Origin of the sequence: Laspinema sp. D2d (genome assembly GCF_025370755.1) — a bacterium.
In the GTDB taxonomy this organism is placed as follows: domain Bacteria; phylum Cyanobacteriota; class Cyanobacteriia; order Cyanobacteriales; family Laspinemataceae; genus Laspinema.
Map to the genome: position 1 here is coordinate 1 of NZ_JAMXFC010000005.1, position 19,380 is coordinate 19,380.

15 protein-coding genes are annotated in these 19,380 nt (G+C 46.5%); 4 read left to right on the forward strand and 11 right to left on the reverse strand.

The genetic code is table 11. The features are described 5' to 3' along the window. Positions 1–228: 228 nt before the first annotated feature. Together NG796_RS04685 and NG796_RS04690 are read left to right on the forward strand one after the other, a co-directional pair. Positions 229–2,508: a 6-phosphofructokinase gene (locus tag NG796_RS04685; protein WP_261204756.1), complete on the forward strand. Its 2,280-nt coding sequence runs from the start codon at positions 229–231 to the stop codon at positions 2,506–2,508. Between the two features lie 357 nt (positions 2,509–2,865). Further along, on the forward strand, positions 2,866–4,206 hold the full coding sequence (locus NG796_RS04690) for an SGNH/GDSL hydrolase family protein (protein ID WP_261204757.1): 1,341 nt from the start codon (positions 2,866–2,868) through the stop codon (positions 4,204–4,206). Between the two features lie 97 nt (positions 4,207–4,303). Here NG796_RS04690 and NG796_RS04695 read toward each other — a convergent pair whose 3' ends face one another. The 5 genes from NG796_RS04695 to NG796_RS04715 all read right to left on the reverse strand — a co-directional run bounded on the left by NG796_RS04695 (position 4,304) and on the right by NG796_RS04715 (position 9,587). Next, complete coding sequence (locus tag NG796_RS04695) at positions 4,304–5,995, reverse strand: NAD(P)H-quinone oxidoreductase subunit 4 (protein ID WP_261204758.1); 1,692 nt, start codon at positions 5,993–5,995, stop codon at positions 4,304–4,306. A 346-nt stretch (positions 5,996–6,341) separates the two neighbouring features. Next, a complete protein-coding gene (aroQ, locus tag NG796_RS04700) occupies positions 6,342–6,794 on the reverse strand; it encodes a type II 3-dehydroquinate dehydratase (RefSeq protein ID WP_261204759.1) in 453 nt (150 codons plus the stop codon). 32 nt (positions 6,795–6,826) lie between these two features. Then, the gene (locus NG796_RS04705) at positions 6,827–6,964 is read right to left on the reverse strand and encodes a hypothetical protein (protein ID WP_015151235.1); all 138 of its coding nucleotides are present in this window, start codon (positions 6,962–6,964) and stop codon (positions 6,827–6,829) included. 257 nt (positions 6,965–7,221) lie between these two features. Then, positions 7,222–8,478 carry a competence/damage-inducible protein A gene (locus NG796_RS04710; protein WP_261204760.1) on the reverse strand — a complete coding sequence of 419 codons (1,257 nt, stop codon included), beginning with the start codon at positions 8,476–8,478 and terminating at the stop codon, positions 7,222–7,224. A gap of 62 nt (positions 8,479–8,540) precedes the next feature. Beyond that, positions 8,541–9,587, reverse strand: a complete 1,047-nt coding sequence (locus NG796_RS04715) for a glycosyltransferase family 4 protein (RefSeq protein WP_261204761.1) — start codon at positions 9,585–9,587, stop codon at positions 8,541–8,543. An 851-nt stretch (positions 9,588–10,438) separates the two neighbouring features. On the opposite strand from NG796_RS04715, the gene NG796_RS04720 reads away from it, so the two are divergent. Next, positions 10,439–10,657 (forward strand): hypothetical protein, encoded by a 219-nt coding sequence (locus NG796_RS04720; RefSeq protein ID WP_261204762.1) that lies wholly within the window; start codon positions 10,439–10,441, stop codon positions 10,655–10,657. Between the two features lie 54 nt (positions 10,658–10,711). After that, complete coding sequence (locus tag NG796_RS04725; RefSeq protein ID WP_261204763.1) at positions 10,712–11,371, forward strand: SDR family oxidoreductase; 660 nt, start codon at positions 10,712–10,714, stop codon at positions 11,369–11,371. Between the two features lie 364 nt (positions 11,372–11,735). Here NG796_RS04725 and NG796_RS04730 read toward each other — a convergent pair whose 3' ends face one another. The 6 genes from NG796_RS04730 to NG796_RS04755 form a co-directional block, all read right to left on the reverse strand. After that, positions 11,736–12,074 (reverse strand): J domain-containing protein, encoded by a 339-nt coding sequence (locus tag NG796_RS04730; RefSeq protein WP_261204764.1) that lies wholly within the window; start codon positions 12,072–12,074, stop codon positions 11,736–11,738. A 77-nt stretch (positions 12,075–12,151) separates the two neighbouring features. Continuing rightward, complete coding sequence (locus NG796_RS04735; protein ID WP_261204765.1) at positions 12,152–13,822, reverse strand: dynamin family protein; 1,671 nt, start codon at positions 13,820–13,822, stop codon at positions 12,152–12,154. Between the two features lie 238 nt (positions 13,823–14,060). Continuing rightward, entirely contained in the window at positions 14,061–14,480 is a 420-nt protein-coding gene (locus NG796_RS04740; RefSeq protein WP_261204766.1) for an endonuclease domain-containing protein, read from the reverse strand. A 120-nt stretch (positions 14,481–14,600) separates the two neighbouring features. Continuing rightward, positions 14,601–16,667 carry a dynamin family protein gene (locus NG796_RS04745; protein WP_317619271.1) on the reverse strand — a complete coding sequence of 689 codons (2,067 nt, stop codon included), beginning with the start codon at positions 16,665–16,667 and terminating at the stop codon, positions 14,601–14,603. A gap of 125 nt (positions 16,668–16,792) precedes the next feature. After that, positions 16,793–18,877, reverse strand: coding sequence for a dynamin family protein (locus NG796_RS04750; protein ID WP_261204767.1), 2,085 nt, complete (start codon positions 18,875–18,877; stop codon positions 16,793–16,795). 11 nt (positions 18,878–18,888) lie between these two features. Next, positions 18,889–19,242 (reverse strand): hypothetical protein, encoded by a 354-nt coding sequence (locus NG796_RS04755; protein WP_261204768.1) that lies wholly within the window; start codon positions 19,240–19,242, stop codon positions 18,889–18,891. Between the last annotated feature and the right edge of the window lie 138 nt (positions 19,243–19,380).

The window sequence follows — 19,380 nt, forward strand, 5'->3', positions numbered from 1 at the left end:
CTCCCCATCCTCCCCATCCTCCCCATCCTCCCCATCCTCCCCATCCTCCCCATCCTCCCCATCCTCCCCATCCCCCCTATCTGCCTAAAAATATGGAAAAATCATCACCAACCCGCCGTTTCCCTCCCAGCTAAAAAAGTCGATTAAATTTTAAAATGCAAGATAAAGTTCTGGAATCTTGCCCGGTAAAGTTCATTAAGTCAACCCTAACTCAATGAGGAGAAGTTCATGCATCAGAAAAAAAGATTAGGCGTATTAACCAGTGGGGGAGACTCGCCGGGAATGAATGCTGCGGTTAGGTCCGTGGTTCGGTCTGCGATCGCCCAAGGAATTGATGTATTTGCCATTTATGAAGGCTATCAGGGGATGGTGGAGGGGGGACAATGCGACTTGGAAAACCCGCGTCGGGTTGCCCCCGATGCTGAAGCTTGTATTCGCCAATTGCATTGGTATGACGTGGCGGGGATCTTACATAAAGGGGGGACGATTATTGGAACAGCGCGATCGGCCCAATTTCGGACTCGGGAAGGCCGATTACAGGCGGTTCGGAATTTGTTAGCCCATGATATCGATGGATTGGTGGCGATCGGGGGGGATGGCAGTCTCACAGGTGCTCACTTGTTCCGCAGTGAATGGCCGGAATTAGTCGCTGAACTCCTAGAACGAGGTGATATTGATGCGGAACTTGCTGAACGTCACCGCCACTTAACCATTGTCGGATTAGCCGCATCCATTGATAATGATATGTATGGCAGTGACATGACCATCGGGACCGATACTGCCCTTCACCGCCTAACGGAAGCTGTAGACTCAATTTCCTCCACCGCTGCTAGTCATCAGCGCACCTTTGTGGTGGAAGTCATGGGACGGCATTGCGGCTATTTGGCGTTAATGGGGGCTTTAGCAACAGGCGCAGACTGGGTATTGATTCCCGAATGTCCTCCCGAGGGGGATTGCTGGGAAGATAAAATGTGCGAAGTTCTCCAAGCGGGTCGAGAATCTGGACGTCGTGATACCATTGTGATTGTCGCCGAAGGTGCCAAGGACCGTCTCGGCAACCCGATTTCCTGTGAATATGTGCGCCAAGTGCTAGAAGAAAAACTCGGGGAAGATGCCCGAGTCACGATTTTAGGCCATGTCCAACGCGGGGGGTCACCCACGGCATTTGACCGCAACTTAAGCACGTTGTTAGGTCATGCGGCAGTCAATGCTTTTCAAACGGCTACCCCCGACCGTGAATCGGTCCTCATCGGAATGCGGGGAAACCGGGTTTATCAAGCCCCTTTGATGCATTGTGTGGAACAAACCCATGCCGTAAGTCAGGCGATCGCCGATGGAGATTACGCCAAAGCAATGGATCTGCGGGGAGAAAACTTCAAAAACGCTTATCAAATCTTGCATACACTGATGCAAGCCCAACCCAGTACCCCCGCCCATCATGACTTAAAACCCTTGAGATTCGCCATCCTCAACTGTGGCGCAACCGCCCCGGGAATGAATACAGCGGTTCGTGCAGCAGTCCGACTGGCGATCGACAAAGGACATACTATGTTAGGGGTTAAACATGGATTTCGGGGGTTAATTGAGGGTCACATTAAAGAATTAAACTGGTTAAGTGTGCGAGGATGGGCCACCACCGGCGGTTCTGAACTGGGGACGAGTCGCAAGATTCCCCAAAGCAAAGATTTTTATGCGATCGCCCGTCAAATCGAACGCCATGACATTAATGGACTACTAATTATTGGCGGTTGGAGTGGCTATCAAGCTGCCTATCAACTCTATTCCCAATGTGAAACCTTCCCCGCCTTCAATATTCCGATTCTCTGTATCCCCGCCTCAATTAACAACAATCTCCCCGGCTGTGAACTGAGTATCGGGGCGGATACTGCCTTGAATAATATCATCGAAGCAGTAGATAAAATCAAGCAATCGGCGGTGGCTTCCAACCGATGCTTTTTAGTTAAAGTGATGGGACGATACTGCGGATACTTAGCCGTCATGAGTGGCTTGGCAACCGGGGCAGAACGGGTGTATATTAACGAGGAAGGCGTTGCCCTCACCGACTTGCAAGAAGACCTCTCCACCCTGATTACTGGATTCAAACAAGGGAAACGAGTCGGTTTAATTATCTGCAATGAAAATGCTCATCCGGTGTATGATAGCGACTTCATTTGTGATTTATTTGCCGAAGAAGGGAAAGAAGTCTTTCAAGTGAGAGAAGCCATTTTAGGCCATCTCCAACAAGGCGGCGACCCCACCCCCTTTGATCGCATCCAAGCCACCCGCTTCTCAGCGATCGGTTTAGATTTCTTGATCGAACAAGCCCAACGATCCTCACCTACCGGGGCTTTTATGGGAACCGAAGCCGGTAATGTGCGATTTATTGACCTAGGTATGATGCCACGCATGGTAGACAAAGAACACCAACGACCCAAAGAACAATGGTGGATGGAAACCGCTGCGATCGGCAAAATCCTAGCCCACACTGCACCCCCAAGTCAAGGATGAATTCCTGCGGGACACGGCAGACGCTGTGTCCTTCCCAGGATCCAGCAGGAGATTATAACCAAGATGATTTAATTCGGGCCAGTTTTCTGAGCAAAATGTTACTCGGGGGCTTTTTGAAAAGTTTAGGCTACAACTAGGATCCGTTACTCTCCTTCTATGATTGTTCAACTCTAGGAAGTAGGTAATGGAACCCTTTCAAGATACTTTTTATAGAATCCTTCGCAGAAAATTGACTAAAAATCAAATTCGTAGGTTAGGATACCTCTATGCCTATCAAAACTCTGATTTAAACAGCCGTAGTTGGAGGAATCATAAACTATGTTATCTGAAATAACCTTATTTGAGGAATCATAAACTATGTTATCTGAAATAACCTTATTTGACGAAGGGTTTTATTTGTCCAGAAATACTGATGTAGCGGCAGCCCTAGCGAGTGGGATATTCAGTAGTGCGGCGGAACACTTTTTTACGTTTGGAGAACAGGAAAAACGGGACCCGAGTGCTTTTTTTCAAACGGATTACTATCTCTCCCAAAACCCCGATGTAGCGGCGGCAATTTCGCCCAATTTGACGGCGTTTGACCATTTTATTAATGTGGGTTACCGGGAAGGGCGCGATCCTACTCCCTTTTTTAATACCAACTTTTACAGTCAAACTAATCCTGATGTAGCCGAGGCGGTTCGTCAAGACCCGCTGACAGGTTTCTTCGCACACTTTATAACATTTGGGGCGCAGGAAAATCGCAGTCCTGTCGCCTTTTTTGATCCGACTTTTTATTTGGAACAAAACCCCGAGGTTGCGGATGCGGTGTCCCGAGGAGAGACGACGGCGATCGCCCATTTTGTTAACTTCGGTCAATCTGAGGGTCGCCTACCTCGTCGCTTATTTGATGAAATGTATGTTTTCGGGGACAGTCTCTCCGATGATGGGAATTTGTTTGCCTTAACCCAGGGCCTATTTCCTCCAGAACCCTTATATGACAAGGGACGATTTAGTAATGGTCCGGTTTGGTCAGAACTTCTGCCCTTACGGCTAGGATTAGAGGTCAATCCTCAGACGAATATTGCCTTTGGTGGGGCTACGAGTTCTGATGTAAATTCGGGCAACTTGGAAAATCCGCTGTTCCCCCCCTTGCCTGGGTTACAGACCCAAATTGATAGTTTTCTCGCCCAAACTCCTTTCTCTAATCCCAATGGATTATATACCATCTGGGCTGGTTCTAATGATTACTTGAATGCTGAGATTACAGATGTGAATATTCCGGTGAATAATCTAGTCAATGCAGTAACTCAACTGGCAGACGATGGGGCTCGCAATTTTATGGTAATGAACCTACCGGACTTGGGGAACAGTCCAGGAGTCAGAGATCGGGGACCGCAAGCGCAGCAATTTCTCACCCAACTATCTAATGCTCATAATATGGCTTTAGCGGACGCGATCGCCAATTTAGACCAAAACCCGAACATTAATATTATTCTGGTTGATATCAATGGGTTGCTTAATGATGTGTTTGCCAATCCGAATCAATATGGATTGACGAATGTTACCGACCCCGCCTTAGAATCCCCCGGAAGTGACCCGGATACTTTCCTGTTTTGGGATGAAGTCCATCCCACTACCGTCAGTCATCAAATTATTGCCGATGAGGCCCTCAAAACGGTAACTGACCTATCTCAATTGGTGAAGGTAATTCTTTAACCTCTAATCCCGTTAAAGAATGCGGGCATCTCACTCGCGCAAGATACCCGCATTTTTATCATTTTATCCTAGGGTTATAAGCATTCTGCCCATCGGATTAATCTGCACTAAGTTCGGCGATTTTTGCCATTGGGGTGAGGGTGGGTGCTTTGAAGCCGATGGTTTCGGTCGATCGCACCTGGGCGTATGCTTGGGTGGCTACGCTATTAATCGCAACGGTCGTATTGTCATACACCTGCATAGCAATTTTTGGATAACAACCGATCGCCACGATCGCTACCAAAAAACTCAGGGCGATCGCTACTTCCCGAGGGCGACTATCAATAAACGCCGCTTCTCCCGGTAAGATACAATTGGTCCCAAAACAAACTGCTGCTTGGTTTTCAATGAAGTCTTCGCGTAACTCGGGATCGGTGATGTCACAAGCCGGAATTTCTTTCGATCCGTAGAACGACCCGTGAAACACTTGACGGACCATCGACAGTAGATAAATCGGGGTTAAAATGACCCCAATTGCAGCCAGAAAGACCACCGCAATCCGGAAGGTCAGGCTATAAAAATCACTGGTGGCAATCCCAATAAATACGGTCACTTCACTGGCAAATCCACTCATTCCCGGTAGGGCAAGGGATGCCATTGCACCAGCAGTATAGAGAGCAAAAACTTTGGGCATAAAAATCCCAATTCCCCCCATATCTTGCATGGTCATGGTATGGGTTCGGTCGTAGGTTACCCCGGTTAAGAAAAACAGGACCGAGGCAATTAATCCGTGTGAAATCATCTGCAACATTGCCCCATTAATCCCGAGGTCGGTGAAGGAGGCAATCCCGATTAACACAAATCCCATGTGGGAAACGGAAGAGTAAGCGAGTCGCCGTTTCATATTGGTTTGGGCAAAGGAGGTTAATGCCCCGTAAACAATATTAACGACTCCCAAGATGACTAAAACCGGAGCAAAATAAACATGAGCATCGGGGAGTAATCCCATGTTCATTCGCATTAATCCATACGCACCCATTTTTAATAACACCCCAGCCAAAATCATCGAAACCGGGGCGGATGCTTCCCCGTGGGCGTCGGGAAGCCAGGTATGGAAGGGGAAGGCGGCGAGTTTGACGCCAAATGCAATTAATAAACCGGCATAGAGGGGCAGTTGCAAAGCCAAGGGGAACTCTTTCAAGGCGATGTCTGCAATATCAAAGGAAGCAGGGCCGGGTCCATAGAGGGCTAAGGCGAGTCCGGCAATTAGAATAAAGATAGAGGCCGCAGCGGTATAAAGTAGGAATTTGATGGCGGCATATTGCCGTTTCGGTCCGCCCCAGATACAGACGAGGAGATAGACGGGGACGAGTTCGATTTCCCACATGATGAAGAACAGCAGGAGGTCTTGGGCGATGAATACCCCCACCTGGGCTGCATATAACACCAGCATCAGAAAGTAGAACATTCGCGGTTTGCGGTCTACTTGCCATGCGGATAGCAGGGCCATGCTGGTCACGAATCCGGCAAGGAGGACCAAAGGCATGGAGATGCCATCTACGGAGACGGTCCAACTGATTCCGAGTTGGGGAATCCAGCTAAATTGTTCGACGAGTTGAAAGCCGGAAACCTGTGGATCGTAATGTTGCCAGAAGAGGAGACACATGAGGGCGAAGTCGGCGATCGCCACTCCGGTTGCATACCAGCGCAATACGGTTCCATCGCGATCGGGTATCACCGGAACCAGTAAGGCCGCCACTAGGGGCAGAGCAAATATAGTAGTTAACCAAGGAAATGAATCAGCAAGCATTGCAGTGATTTTTCTCTTTTTAAAGGGGCCAGGGCATTAATCTTGAACCTATTATCCCTGTTTTTGTAACATTTCTTTAACTTTTAGGGAAGGGATGGAAAAAATTTTATCTTGAAAAGAAGACCAAATTAACTGAAAATCTTGTGATTCCTAAGACTGTAGTAGCTATTGATTTTTAAAGGGTCTGGCATCTTGAATGCTCTATATCTGCTCTTTAACGTTGGCAATCTGCAATATTTCGGATAAAAAAAGGCAGCTATTTAGAGATATCGAGGTTTATAAAAATGCGAGAGGTGAGCCTGAAGTGCCGCTCACCTCTGGGAAGAAACCCCCATAAGGGGGGAGATTAACTTGATGGGTTGTTTTGTCGAAGATAATGGACCAGAGCTTGAAGTCCCAGACGATAACTATCCGGACCAAACCCGCTAATTTGCCCAACGGCGATCGCCGCAATGTAGGAGTGATGGCGAAACGGTTCCCGGCGATAAATATTGCTCAGGTGAACTTCCACGGTGGGAATATTAACCCCGGCGATCGCATCCCGGATGGCTACACTCGTATGAGTATAAGCCCCAGCATTAATCACGATACCTGAGTGCTGGTCCCGGGCGGCCTGGATAGCATCTACCAGTACCCCCTCATGATTGGATTGCAACGTAGACAGCTTCACTTGCAAAACCTGCGCCTCTGTTTCAAGCAAGCGATTAATATCTTCTAACGTCGCACTCCCATAGACTCCTGGCTCTCGTTGACCCAGGAGATTTAAGTTTGGCCCGTGCAGTACCAATATATTCAACAATCCGAGATGCCTACGCCTTTAAAACTATAAATTTACCGACGCCGACGGGGTTCATTGACGGGAATAGGAATAGGTTCCGGTTCCGGTTCTGCCTCTGGACCGAGAAGGGCCTCAATAATTTTCCGCGCCCATTCTTTTAATTTGTCGATTAGGTTATCTATATAATCCATTGAAAAGACAGCTCCTTGAGTCCAGGCTATCGCTCTACTACTTCACGGCAGTTACTGAGTGCCGTCTGTAACAGAATTAGAATTACTCTGTTTCTTTGATCATAACGAATCCTGAGAAATGAGCAAGTAGACTCAACCGTACAAAACGGGTTTTTGGGGATCACTCTTGAGGGCGTTACCCCTTGTCTCCCCTATATATAGTCCTGAGTAAAATTTTAAGCACTACAGGTAGTGTTTTATAGGAAACATTAAGAATGTTAAGCGATTCTTAACATTTTTCTTCGGAGGCAATCCAGAGCACTTTCGGCGCTGTAATGGCGAATCAAGTCCCTTTCTTGGAAAGCGCTCAAGCGGTATTCAAAACTTTCCACCTCAGAGTTGGGTCCGGCTAACCCGATATAAACTAACCCCACCGGCTTGGTTTCGCTGCCACCCCCGGGACCGGCAATCCCTGTCACGCTCAGACCCCATGTTGTGCCTAATTTAGCGCGGACACCGAGGGCCATTTGTTGGGCCACAATGTCGCTGACGGCACCTTCCCGGGCTAAATCCTCTGAATTGACATCCAGAAGCCCTATTTTTACAGAATTGTCATAAGCAATCACCCCGCCTAAGAAATAGCGAGAACTTCCGGAAATAGCGGTGAGGAGACTGCCGATACTGCCCCCGGTGCAGGATTCGGCCACGGCGAGGGTTTCACGCCGTTGGAGGAGTAACTCTCCCACCACGGAAGCGAGGGTATCTTGATCGGACCCAAAATAGTCCAATCCAGCGATCGCTTGAATCTGTTGCTGTACCGGGGCGATCGCCGCTTGGGCTGCCGCTTCGTTGGCAGCCCGGGCCGAAACCCGGAGTTTGACCTCACCATTGAGGGCATAGGGAGCCACTGTTGGATTCGTCAAAGCCAGTAACGGAGCGACTTTTTCGGCTAAAACCGACTCAGAAATGCCCCAAAATTTCAACATTCGACTGTAGATAATATCTTGACCCCAGCCTTGGGCTTTGAGGTAGGGAACGGCGGTTTCTTGCCACATTCGGTACATTTCCTTGGGAACACCAGGAAAGGTCAGAATCGTCAAGTTAGGGCGAGGCTGCCAAATAATGCCCGGAGCAGTGCCTAGGGGATTGGGTAGAATCTCGGCACCGGCAGGAATTGAGGCTTGTTTGCGATTGCTGACCGCCATAGGCCGACCGCGCGATGCATATTTTTGGATCAGGTCTTCCAGAATGTCCGTTCTTTCGACCATTTCTACCCCAAAACAAGCCGCGAGGGTTTCATGGGTGAGGTCGTCGGGGGTGGGGCCGAGACCGCCGGTAAAGATCAGAATTTGGGCAGAACGCTCAACGGCGATCGCCACGGCCTGTTTAATGCGGTCTGGATTGTCCCCAACTACGGTTTGAAAATAATGAGGGATACCCAGTCCCGCCAGTTGTTTGGCTAAAAACTGAGAGTTGCTGTTAAGAATGTCTCCCAACAGCAATTCTGTGCCAACACAAATAATCTCAGCACTCATGAATGTTTGATTTTAGAGTTTAGATAGGACAGGGAGGGGAGTGGTTGTCCCCAGGATTAGGGTTATAACCTCGCGTGTTTCTTCACCTTCCAACTGGCATAGCTGAGTAAAGCTGTTGCCGCAAAAGCATAGGCGATACCACTGGGAATCCCAGCAAATGCCAGGGCGATACTGCCGACCCAAATGGTCAGGGTGTAAATAAACAGAACCGTCAACCGATGGGAGAGTCCGGCTTCGAGGAGACGGTGATGCAGATGACGCTTATCGGCGGTAAAGGGAGATTTGCCATTGCGAAGGCGATCGACAATCACCGCTGACATATCCAAAATCGGCACTGCTAGAATGATATAAGGCAAAACTACCGCTGTGACAGCCGTAGTTTTGACCAAACCCACCACACCGACCCCAGCGAGGGTGAAGCCGATAAAATAGGACCCCCCATCCCCCATGAAAATTTGGGCCGGATTAAAGTTGTACCGCAGAAAACCCAAGGTAGCACCGGCTAAGGCAGCGGCAATCAACGCGGCGGCGGGTTGATGCATAAACAGGCTTACCATGAGCATCACTAAGGCAGCAATGCCGGAAACACCGGCTGCCAGACCATCTAATCCATCGATCCAGTTAATGGCATTGGTCATGCCAACCAGCCAGATCACCGTAATGGGATAGCTAATCAAGTCCGGGAATTTAACCAGTCCTAGGAAAGGAATGGTTAAAAATTCAATTTGAACCCCGACTGCCCAAGCCCCACTGGCGCAGATGGTTTGTAACAGGAGTCGTAAGAACGGAGAGAGTCCGTATAAATCGTCAGCAAGTCCGATCGCAAAGAAGGCAAGGCCGCCAAGGGTGAGGCCCCAAATTTCGTACTCTTTCGGAGTGGGCAAAACGCCAAACCCACCCATCCACCAGACGACTAATAGGGCCAGGGTTGTCCCTAGGAAGATGGATACGCCTCCCAAGCGAACCATCGGCTGGCGGTGGACTTTGCGTTCTCCAGGAAGATCGACTCGGCCACTTTTAATCCCAATTTTTTTGACCACCGGCGTCGTTGCAAGGACAACAAGGGCGGCGACGATAAAAGCAACCAGATGGTAGAGCTGGTAAGGCATCAGAATAAACTCAGTTGCAAGACAAAAAACATCTCAGGCAAATTCTACCTACATTTACTACATTTAACTGAACCAAGCTACGGATGAAAGTGAAAGATTTATTAAAATAAAGCAGTAATGGGTTTCCAGAGTTTAGTTGGGGCGTTGCTAGGGGGGGAGGTGGGTGACAACCCTCATCACCGGATGCCCAGCGCCTCTACGGTTATAACCCAAATCAGCCTAACGCTTTTTTAACCCATTTCAGCAATGAGTGGTGGAAGGGATGCGATCGGGTAAAATAATCTCTACAATCATATCCGCTAGGTCCGCATTCCTCTTTGGGACAGGAGGGGTCCGAGAATGGACTCGGGCGATCGCTCTCCAGAGGAAATATTCAGTTAATCGGCGGTTGCTACATTTTTTCCGGGTTCTACCCCCCTGATCGGATAAAGAAATCAATTAGGGTCTATTCGGTACAGTGATTCTGCTCGTGCATCAGGTCATTCAAGTCATTATCGGGTCATCTGTCAATAGCAACCCTAGACCTTTTACCCCACTACTCTAAAAAGCCCCCAGTTAAATCTGGTCCCCCTTAAGAAGTGGCACAGTTGCTCATCAAGGGTTCGGCGACAGTAGGAAACTTGAAACAGAAGAGGGAGACCCAGGAATTACGGTTTTGTTCACTCTGGTTAGGGGGAACGGTCCTAAATAAATTTCTGACTTCATTCTGAAGAGTTCCCTCTCCATACTTTTAAGTAAGAAGGGGGGAGTGTTGGACTATTGCCTGGGGTTTCATCAGGCGAAAAATTTGTCTGAAAGATGAACTAAACCCATTCTGTATAAACATCTGGGATAATCGAGGAGAAGAGGAAATGGACGTGACAACAGTCACCCAACAATTGCGTAAAAATCCTTATGAGGTTTATCGAGACCCACTCACGGGGAAATGGATCGTGATTAAAAATCCGAGACTGCCCAGCGATCGCCTTTTTAATCCTTCTAAACCGTTATCAACTCTATCTCAATCCGTCAAAACAGCAGAGGGTCAAGAATTGCTCTCGGATTGTGGAGAAGTGTCCCTCAAAGAATAAATCAAATTGATTTAGAATAGGGAGCGAACAATTTAGGGTGAATAAATCACAAACATGGCAACTTATTTAGTAACAGGAAGTGCTCGCGGCATTGGGTTAGCATTGTGCCAGCAGTTACAGGAACGAGGGGACCAGGCGATCGCGGTTTGTCGGCAGTCCTCCCCCGAGTTAGATGCATTAGGGATTCGAGTCGAAACTGGAATTGATATCACTTCGGATCAGACCCTCAAAGAACTCGTCCAGGGATTGCAGGGGATATCCTTAGATGTGTTAATCAATAATGCGGGTATTTTAGAAGAAGATAGCTTTGATCGCCTGGATTTTGAGAGCATTCAACGGCAATTTGAGGTCAATGCCTTGGGAACATTGCGGGTGACTCAGGCACTACTACCATTTCTCTCTCAGGGTTCTAAGATTGGGATTGTCACCAGTCGCATGGGTTCCATTGAGGATAATACTTCCGGCGGTTATTATGGGTATCGAATGTCGAAAGTCGCCGTGAGTATGACGGGGAAATCCCTGGCGATCGATTTGAAATCTCGCAAAATTGCTGTAGGAATTGTACATCCAGGTTTAGTTCAGACCCGAATGACGGATTTTACGGGAATTTCTACCCGGGAAGCCGCGCATGGTATCATTCAGCGCCTGGATAATCTCACTCTCAATAATTCCGGTACATTTTGGCACGCAAATGGCGAAGTGTTACCCTGGTAAAACAGAGGAAGTGATCAGAGGATGATACATTAGTTCAGTTGGAGTGTAACGGATGCCTGTGCGGTGAAATGTTCCGAACCGATGGGAGGTAAAACCTGACTCGCTGTTGCACTCCAATCGGAAGAATACCAAATCTGATCAATTCTCAACAGGGGATAGGTGAGCATCTAGTTAAAATAACTAAACACAGAAGCTATCCATAAATCCAGAGCAGATTAATAGTCTGGAAGAGTCTTAAAAATAATAATTTCAGGGGCTGTAATCGATTATCGATTGCTCCTATTTTTTAATATACTATTTCCAATAAAATAAAGTAATAAATTTGTTCCAGAATTAAATTAAAAACCCAAATCTTTTAAAGCCTTTAATCCTCCATTTTAGCTCGTATTTCTTCATAAATTTCGTTCATTTTTTGAATAAATTCCTGAGCTTTTTGGTGCTTTTCGGGATTATTATAAAATAAATCAGGATGACATTTTTTCAAGATAGCTCGATAAGCGTGTTTCACCTCTTTCAGGGAAGCATTAGAATTCAATCCAAGAATTTTGTAAAACCGAGCAATTTTATCGCTGACAGGTGGCGGGGGTGTTTGTGAATGGAGAGTTGACGCATCGGGAGGCGATCGCCTGTTCATCTTTTTCAGTTCCTCCAATTCTGCATCCATTTCCCATGCCTGAAATTTGGCTTCCAAAGGATCAATCATTTCCAAAACCTCCTCTGTTTAATTTACCCCAAGCGGGTTGGCAAATATTGAAACTACTTGATCTAGTTCCCCTAGATTTAAGTCTCCTTTAAAAACTGTAAATCCTGAGTTAACCCTTCCAATACATTCTGTAAAAGCTGGAGTTGATAGCGTTTAGTTACCATATCCGATGAGGGCTTCGGGGGTGAAAATTGAATCACAGATAAAGCTATTTTTTCATAGTCTTGCAAAGTCAAGAAAGCCGTTTTACTGAACCTTTTTAAATAATCTTCCACCGCTGTTTTATAGACAGTTGGTAAATCAGGAGGATTAACCGGAGTGGCAGGGTTCGCGGGGGTGGAAGAATTGGGCTCAATAATTCGATTGAGTATATAATAAGCACTGCGAGCAACGGTATTGCCCACCGGATTTTCTAATAACCAATCCAACGACTTCTCCCCTGGTATAGTGGGGGCAGGTTTTGGCGACTTAGGAGCAGAGGGAGTTTGGGGAACCGTTACAGAGGGAGAGTCAGGAAATTTCAGGGTTAATGTTCCAGGGTGGGGGTGGTTAAAAAACTCGCAAGCTTTATTGACCCAACTGGTAATTTCTTGTTGATATTGAGCCATTGCGGGTTGAAAAAATTGCATTTCCCAGTTGCGAAATTGACCTTGCTGCAATGCGGCGATCGCCTCCACTTCATATCGCTTTAATAAGTTTGGTAAATACAGTTTACTTTGCAACTCAGAAACGCTTCCCTCAAACCCCTGCTTAATGAGTTTTTCTGCCTTTTGTTGCACCTGAATTTTATTCGCTTGTTTTTCTTCAGTAAGGGCTAAATCCGTAGTAATTTCTTGAATTTTTGCTGTAACAGCGTGACTAATTTGAGAGGCGATCGCTTCTAAGCGGGGCAACCAATTGGCCGTTTTTTCGTGATGAAACCCCACAATACTTTGTAGCGCTGATTCCAACATCGGGAGTCCCGTCATTTGTGCTGCTGCCGCATCTCCTTTCAGTCTGGCTCTAAGAGCGGGCAAAGCATCAACTCGATACAAATTACTAATTCCTGGAGGCAAATTGGAGCGAAAACTTTCCGCCACAAACCGCATTCGACTCGACACTTCTTTTTGGTCGTCTGGGTCCATTAAATTCATAAAATTGACCGCAAACACCACCGTTTCAATCCCGCGATCGAGCAACCAATCCCGGAGATTTTCTCGTTCTCCCAGGGTCATCAACTTACGAGCATCTAGCACCTGCACCACCAAATCAGCGGTTAACAGTTGGTTTCGGACTAGATTATCTTGTTCCTCCCGATCATTGGTTCCGGGCAAATCTAAAAATTCTACCCCGATTTGGAGGAAAGAATGGGGACAAAATACTTCAACCGCAGCGACATCATTTCGCATCCGGCGCTCCTGGTCTAAAATAGCATATTGCTTAAGGATAGCCGTCCCGCGATCGCTCTTCACTTGTCCATCCTTTAAAGTAATTTTAGCACTCAGTTCTTCCCCATATTTAACATGAATTGCCGCCCCCGTCGTCGGAATCAAATCAATCGGTAACGTACGCTGTCCTAGCAAAGCATTGAGTAAGGTAGATTTGCCATAATTAAAAGGACCAAAAACCGCAATCCGAAAAACCGGATTTTCCAACGCGTCACAAATTGTCAGGCTATCTTGATACAGGGGTAGACTTTTATCCAGTTCTAATGCCCCTAATGCTGCCCTGATATTTCTGACTATATCTTGATAAACGTTCTGCTGCATCTTTATTCCTTGGGTTAACAATTTTAAGGAAAGCTCTTGATTCCGGAGGACCTCTCCCTATTCTCCCTCTCCTAAAAGGAGAGGGAGAATAGGGAAAATAAGGAAATTTTTTTATTGCTGAGAGGGGGGTGACATGAGTTCATTGGTGATTTTCCCGGTTGCGGGAAAGACATTGATTTCTGATATCTCTCTTCTGGAGAGCAAGTGCTTTTGGAGGAGCAGGAAGGGGTTTAGTCGGTTAAGTTTCTTCTTCACCGGCTGCTGCAATACGCCGGATAACCTCATTAATATTTTGTCTAATCTCCTCATTTTTTGTGCGTAATAAACGCAATTTACGGCTTGTAATAATTGGGTCACGTTCTAAATCATATTCTGCTTGTTTTTCATGAATTTTTCCATCCACCTCTCCCACTAATCCAGCAGCGTGACAATAGAAATCCGTAATAAATCCATCAATAATTTGCTGTCGCAGAAAATGCCAGCCGTTCAATCGATTAGCACGCAGGTATTGCCATAAAGTTTTCTCTTCTTCTGTCATCTTACGGCGGAATTCCTTGGCTTGCTGCACTTTATCTGAACTTACATTTTGTCCAATCACAATATTGTGACGGTCTTCCTGGATTTGTCGGTCTTCTCTTCTAGGTTGTCGTTTATTCATGAGTAATCTCGGGACTAAATTTTCATCCTTGACAATAACTAACCTCTTCCTCCCCCTGCTTTCTTGAACGCTCTTCCTCCCCCTGCCCTCCTAGGGAAGGGGGCCGGGGGGTTAGGTCTCTTAACCTACAGCAATCAGTAAATCCTGATATTCGGTCTCAATATTTCGCGCTTCCAAACTGACATCAGCCTCTAGTTTTCTAAGTCGTTCTAATTCACTAACCCGATTAATTTCATGGGATTCCTTTTGTGCCAGCAAATTATCTAATTCAGCTTGACGGGATTTGATATCATCATCAATGCGTTGAGTAACTTCACGGTCATAAGCATCAAAGCACTCTTTAACGGCATCGTGAATCGGCTGCCACTGTTGATCTGCAACTTGGGGCAGATATTTGACCAGTTCTTTTTTGGTCACCTTAACGACTTCTATTCGAGCGCGATCGGCTTGAAACAAACCCACGCCCAACCCCACCAGTGCTAAAGTAATCGGTCCTAAAATAATCCCAAATACGGTAGAAACCGCTGCGCTAATTCCAATTACTGCTACCATATTTAAGAGGATATTTTTCCAGTCAAAACCTGCTCCCATGAGGGCGGCTCCTGCTAGATTGCCCGTGGCTAATGAAACTAATCCCATTGCCCAATTTGCCCAGGCGGGAGAGCTATCTTCCGGTAAACTGTTGCTCTCAGTATGGATTCTTTGTCCGGTGAGTTTTTCGGTAATTTTAGTGGTAACTTTAGTGTAGTCAGAACCGTACTGTGAGGCACTTCTGGCTAATTGGATAAACGCCCCATTCATCTCTTGTTCAGCGGTGAGGCTCCAAGCGGATAATTTATCATTAATGTACTGCTCAAATGCCTGCCGGAATCGGGCTTCAAAGTTTTCTCGTTTGCCTTTGTCGATGAAGTCTCCAAATTTGATATCCGGTTGATAGGTTAAGAAATCGCTTTCAAAGGTATTGCCTAAGTTGAGGACATAAGTGCGGAATGAATCAGCGATCGCCCGCGCTTTGCTATCCCGGACCTGTTTAATTTCATCCTTGAAGCGATCTCGAATAGTTGTTAAAGCTTTAAACTCCGGTTCAACCGAACTAATCCGCTGCTTTAATTCATTCACATCTCCATCCAGTAAAGGAATCCGACGGGCGATCGCCTCCCGCACCCGGGTGGAGGTTTGCCGTGCTAAAGTTCGCGCTTGCCGCAATTCAGAAACCGCCCGTTCCTGGGTTAAAAACGCATTTAGCGCCCCCAAAAACTTGGGAAATCCCGTTCCCTCTAATGAGGCGATCGCATCCTTAATCCGACGTCTCAACGCTTGAATTGCTGAAATTTCAAAGACGCGCTCCTCATAAATATCATGTCCATCTACCACACAATATTCCGCCAAATTGGCCTTAAACACTTGCCGCAGTCGCGTTTCTGAATCCTGCAATTCTTCCTCATCATCCGGGTCGATTAAACTCTCCCTTACCTGATCCCAGGCATTAATGAGAAAAAATACACTTAATCCCCGCCCCTTAATATAATTCTCCAGATAGCGGCGTTCGCCCAGGGTGCAAGGTTGTGATGCCCTCATCACAAACAAAATCGCGTGGCAATTGTTAATATACCCCAAAGATAATTCATTTCGAGATTCGGTATCATTCAGTCCAGGACTATCAACAATTTCCACCCCTTTTTGCAGTAATGATAGCGGATACTCTAACACCGCATAGTCTACATCGGGAAAAGCTTGTTGCTGGTTTTGTTCTAGTTGTTTCGCTTCTGATGGAGGAATGGTATAGTTCTGCTTAAAACTCTTAAAATCTAGCTCTTGGGGGCTTTTTCCACCCTTAAAATAGACCGTCACCTTCTTTTCGGGTCCGTAGCGCAACACCGTCAGCAGGGCCGTACAAGGGTTCACATCACTGGGTAAAATATTTTCTCCAATTAACGCATTCAGAAAGGTACTTTTCCCCCGTTTCATATCTCCCAAAACCAGGAGGCGGAAGACCCCATATCGTAAATTTTTGCTGGCTTTTTGAGTATCTTCAATTTCTCGCTCTAAGCCTAATTGCCCAGATTTTTTCGCGCCTTCTGTCTCAGCTTCTTTCAAAATATCGGCTATCTTACTGAATGCATTAGCCACATCTGTTCGCACTTCGGCGACCCGCTCTAAATTCGTGAGAAAACTTTTGGTTTCCATGTTATAGCTCATGCTGATTAAGGGAATATTGGTCAATCAAAGTTACCCGATCGCAGTTTGGGTGTGTGGTTTCCTGATCTCAACAGGAGACCCGCTTAAAAAAGCTCCACAACCAAGATGGCATTTTAGCCATTGTATGAGATTAAGGACTCATAAACTCGGTTAACTGTCCGGCATTCTGAGAGGATGTCTGCTTCTAGTTTTTGCAGACGTTTTAACTCACTGTCTCGATTAATTTCTCGCGACTGCTTTTGTTGGAGCAAATTATCTAATTCCAAGCGACGCGATTTGATATCATCATTCAGCCGTTTTAAAACTTCGCGGTCATAAGTATCAAAACATTCAGTAATCGCTTGATGAATAACTTGACACTGTTCTTCGGCGATTTGAGGAAGATGTTTAATCAGCTCTTTTTTCGTGGCCTTAATCAATTCTTTGCGACCTTGTTCCGCTTGTAATGCACCGACTCCTAATCCCACTAGCAAGATGCCCAGGGGTCCAGTTAACAGAACCGGAATGGAAAAAATGGCTAAAAAGCTATAAATACCAATCACGGATAGGGAGTTAACGAGAATGTTTTTCCAGTCGAAACCCGCAGTCGCTAAAAAGACGCCTGCGATATTACCCGTTGCTAGGGAAACTAATCCCATTGCCCAACTTGCCCAGGTGGGAGAATTGTCTTCTGAATTAAAATCCGTGCGGGTATAAATCTTTTGTCCAATTAACTTTTCAGTCATAGCCTGGGTGATTCGGGTATAGGCCGAACCATACTCGAATGCCCGGTTAGCCAGTTGGTTGAAAGCTTCCTGCATTTCTTGGTTAGCGGTCTTTTCCCAGGCGGTAACTTTATCATTCAGATACTGTTCAAATGCCTGTTTAAATGCCGCATTAAATGTTTCTCTTTTTCCTTGGTTTAGGGATTCAAAAAAGCCTAAATCGGGTTGATACCGTAAAAAATCGGACTCAAAGGTGCTGCCTAAGTTGAGAATATAGGTGCGAAATGAATCAGAAATCCCCCGTGCTTTCTGATCTCGGACGCTTCTAATTTCATCAGAAAAGCGATCGCGGATATCATTCAGTTTTGTAAATTCCGGTTCTACGGAGTTAATTTGCGCTTTCAACTCGTTGACATCCCGATCGAGTAAAGGAATCCGACGGGCGATCGCCTCCCGGACGCGATCGGTACTTTGGCGCGCTAAGGTTCGCGCTTGCCGCATTTGAGCTACTGCTCTTTCCTGAGTCAAAAATGTATTAATTGCCCCCATAAACTCAGGAAATCCCGTCCCTTGTAAGGATTGAGCCGGGTCTTTGATTCGTCGCCGCAATGCCTGAAGTGAAGAAATTTCAAACACTCGTTCATGATACAGATCATAGCCATCAACCTGACAATAGTCGGTCAAATTGCTATGAAACACCTGGCGCAGTTTTTCCTCCGCTTCTTGCCGTTCCTCTCGATCATCCGGGTCAATTAGTCCTTTGCTAATTTCATCCCAGGCATTGATGAGAAAGAAAACTGTTAATCCCCGGCCTTTGATATAATTATCCAAATAGCGGCGCTCCCCCAAAGTTACCGGCTGACCCGCCCGGAGTACGAACAAAATTCCGTGACAGTTTTTGATATAATTGAGAGACATTTCATTCCGGGCTTCCGTATCATTTAGCCCCGGACTGTCCACAATTTCAATCCCCTTTTCCAGTAATGCTAAAGGATACTCAACCACGGCATAGTTGACCTCGGGAAAGGCGCATCTTTTCTCCTGTTCTAAGGTCTTGGCTTCTTCAGGGTCAATGGTGTAGCGTTGCTTGAAGGTGGAAAAATCTAACCGTTCCGGAGGTTGGCCCTCTTTGAAGTAAACAGTCACTGTTTTCTGTTTTCCGTAGCGTAACACGGTGAGCAATGCTGTACAGGGATTTACATCTGCCGGTAATAAATTTTCTCCAATTAAGGCATTCAGAAAGGTACTTTTACCCCGCTTCATATCCCCCAGAACCAGGAGTCTAAATACCCCCTGCCGTAAATTCTTGCTCCCGACGGTCAGGTCTTCGATGTTGCTTTCTAAGCCCAGTTTTCCCGAAGTTTGCTCCCCTTGGGCTTGGTCAGTTTCTAATAGATCAATCATCCGATCCAGACAGGCAGCGACCTCAAATCGGACTTGAGCCACCCGCTCCAAATTGTTAATAAAACTTGCGGATTCCATTTTATAAACCATTGGTCTTCTCTCTATTTATTGGGTTTATCTGAGCCAAAAAAAAGTTGGTAGCCAACCCAAGCGATCGCCCCCACAATCACTGCACTTGCCAGCATCGTTCCCACCCGGACAGCCGCGAAAACGACAACCACAACCAGAGCATACTTTCCCACCCGCTTCAGTTGTCTTCCCCAGCGCTGGAGTTTCGATTCTTCGGGTTCCTCTTTAATGGTTTGATACAGCGGAGGTTCGGCTTTGTATAGCTCCATCTCCATTTCTCGCAGTCGTAGCGATCGCTCTCGCTCCGCAATTTCTCGTTCTCGCTCTGCAAGTTCTTTTCTGTCTCTCTTTTGCTCTTCTGGGTCTAGGTTGCTTTTTGAATTCATCTGCCTTCACCCTCTCTATACAATGGGTTCTCCCCCTTGCTTGAAAAAGTTCACTCCCAATGAGGTAACTTTTCCGATTCTATTGTACGCTTCTGTCGTCAATCATGGCAAGTTCATTGACCTAAGAATTGGATATTG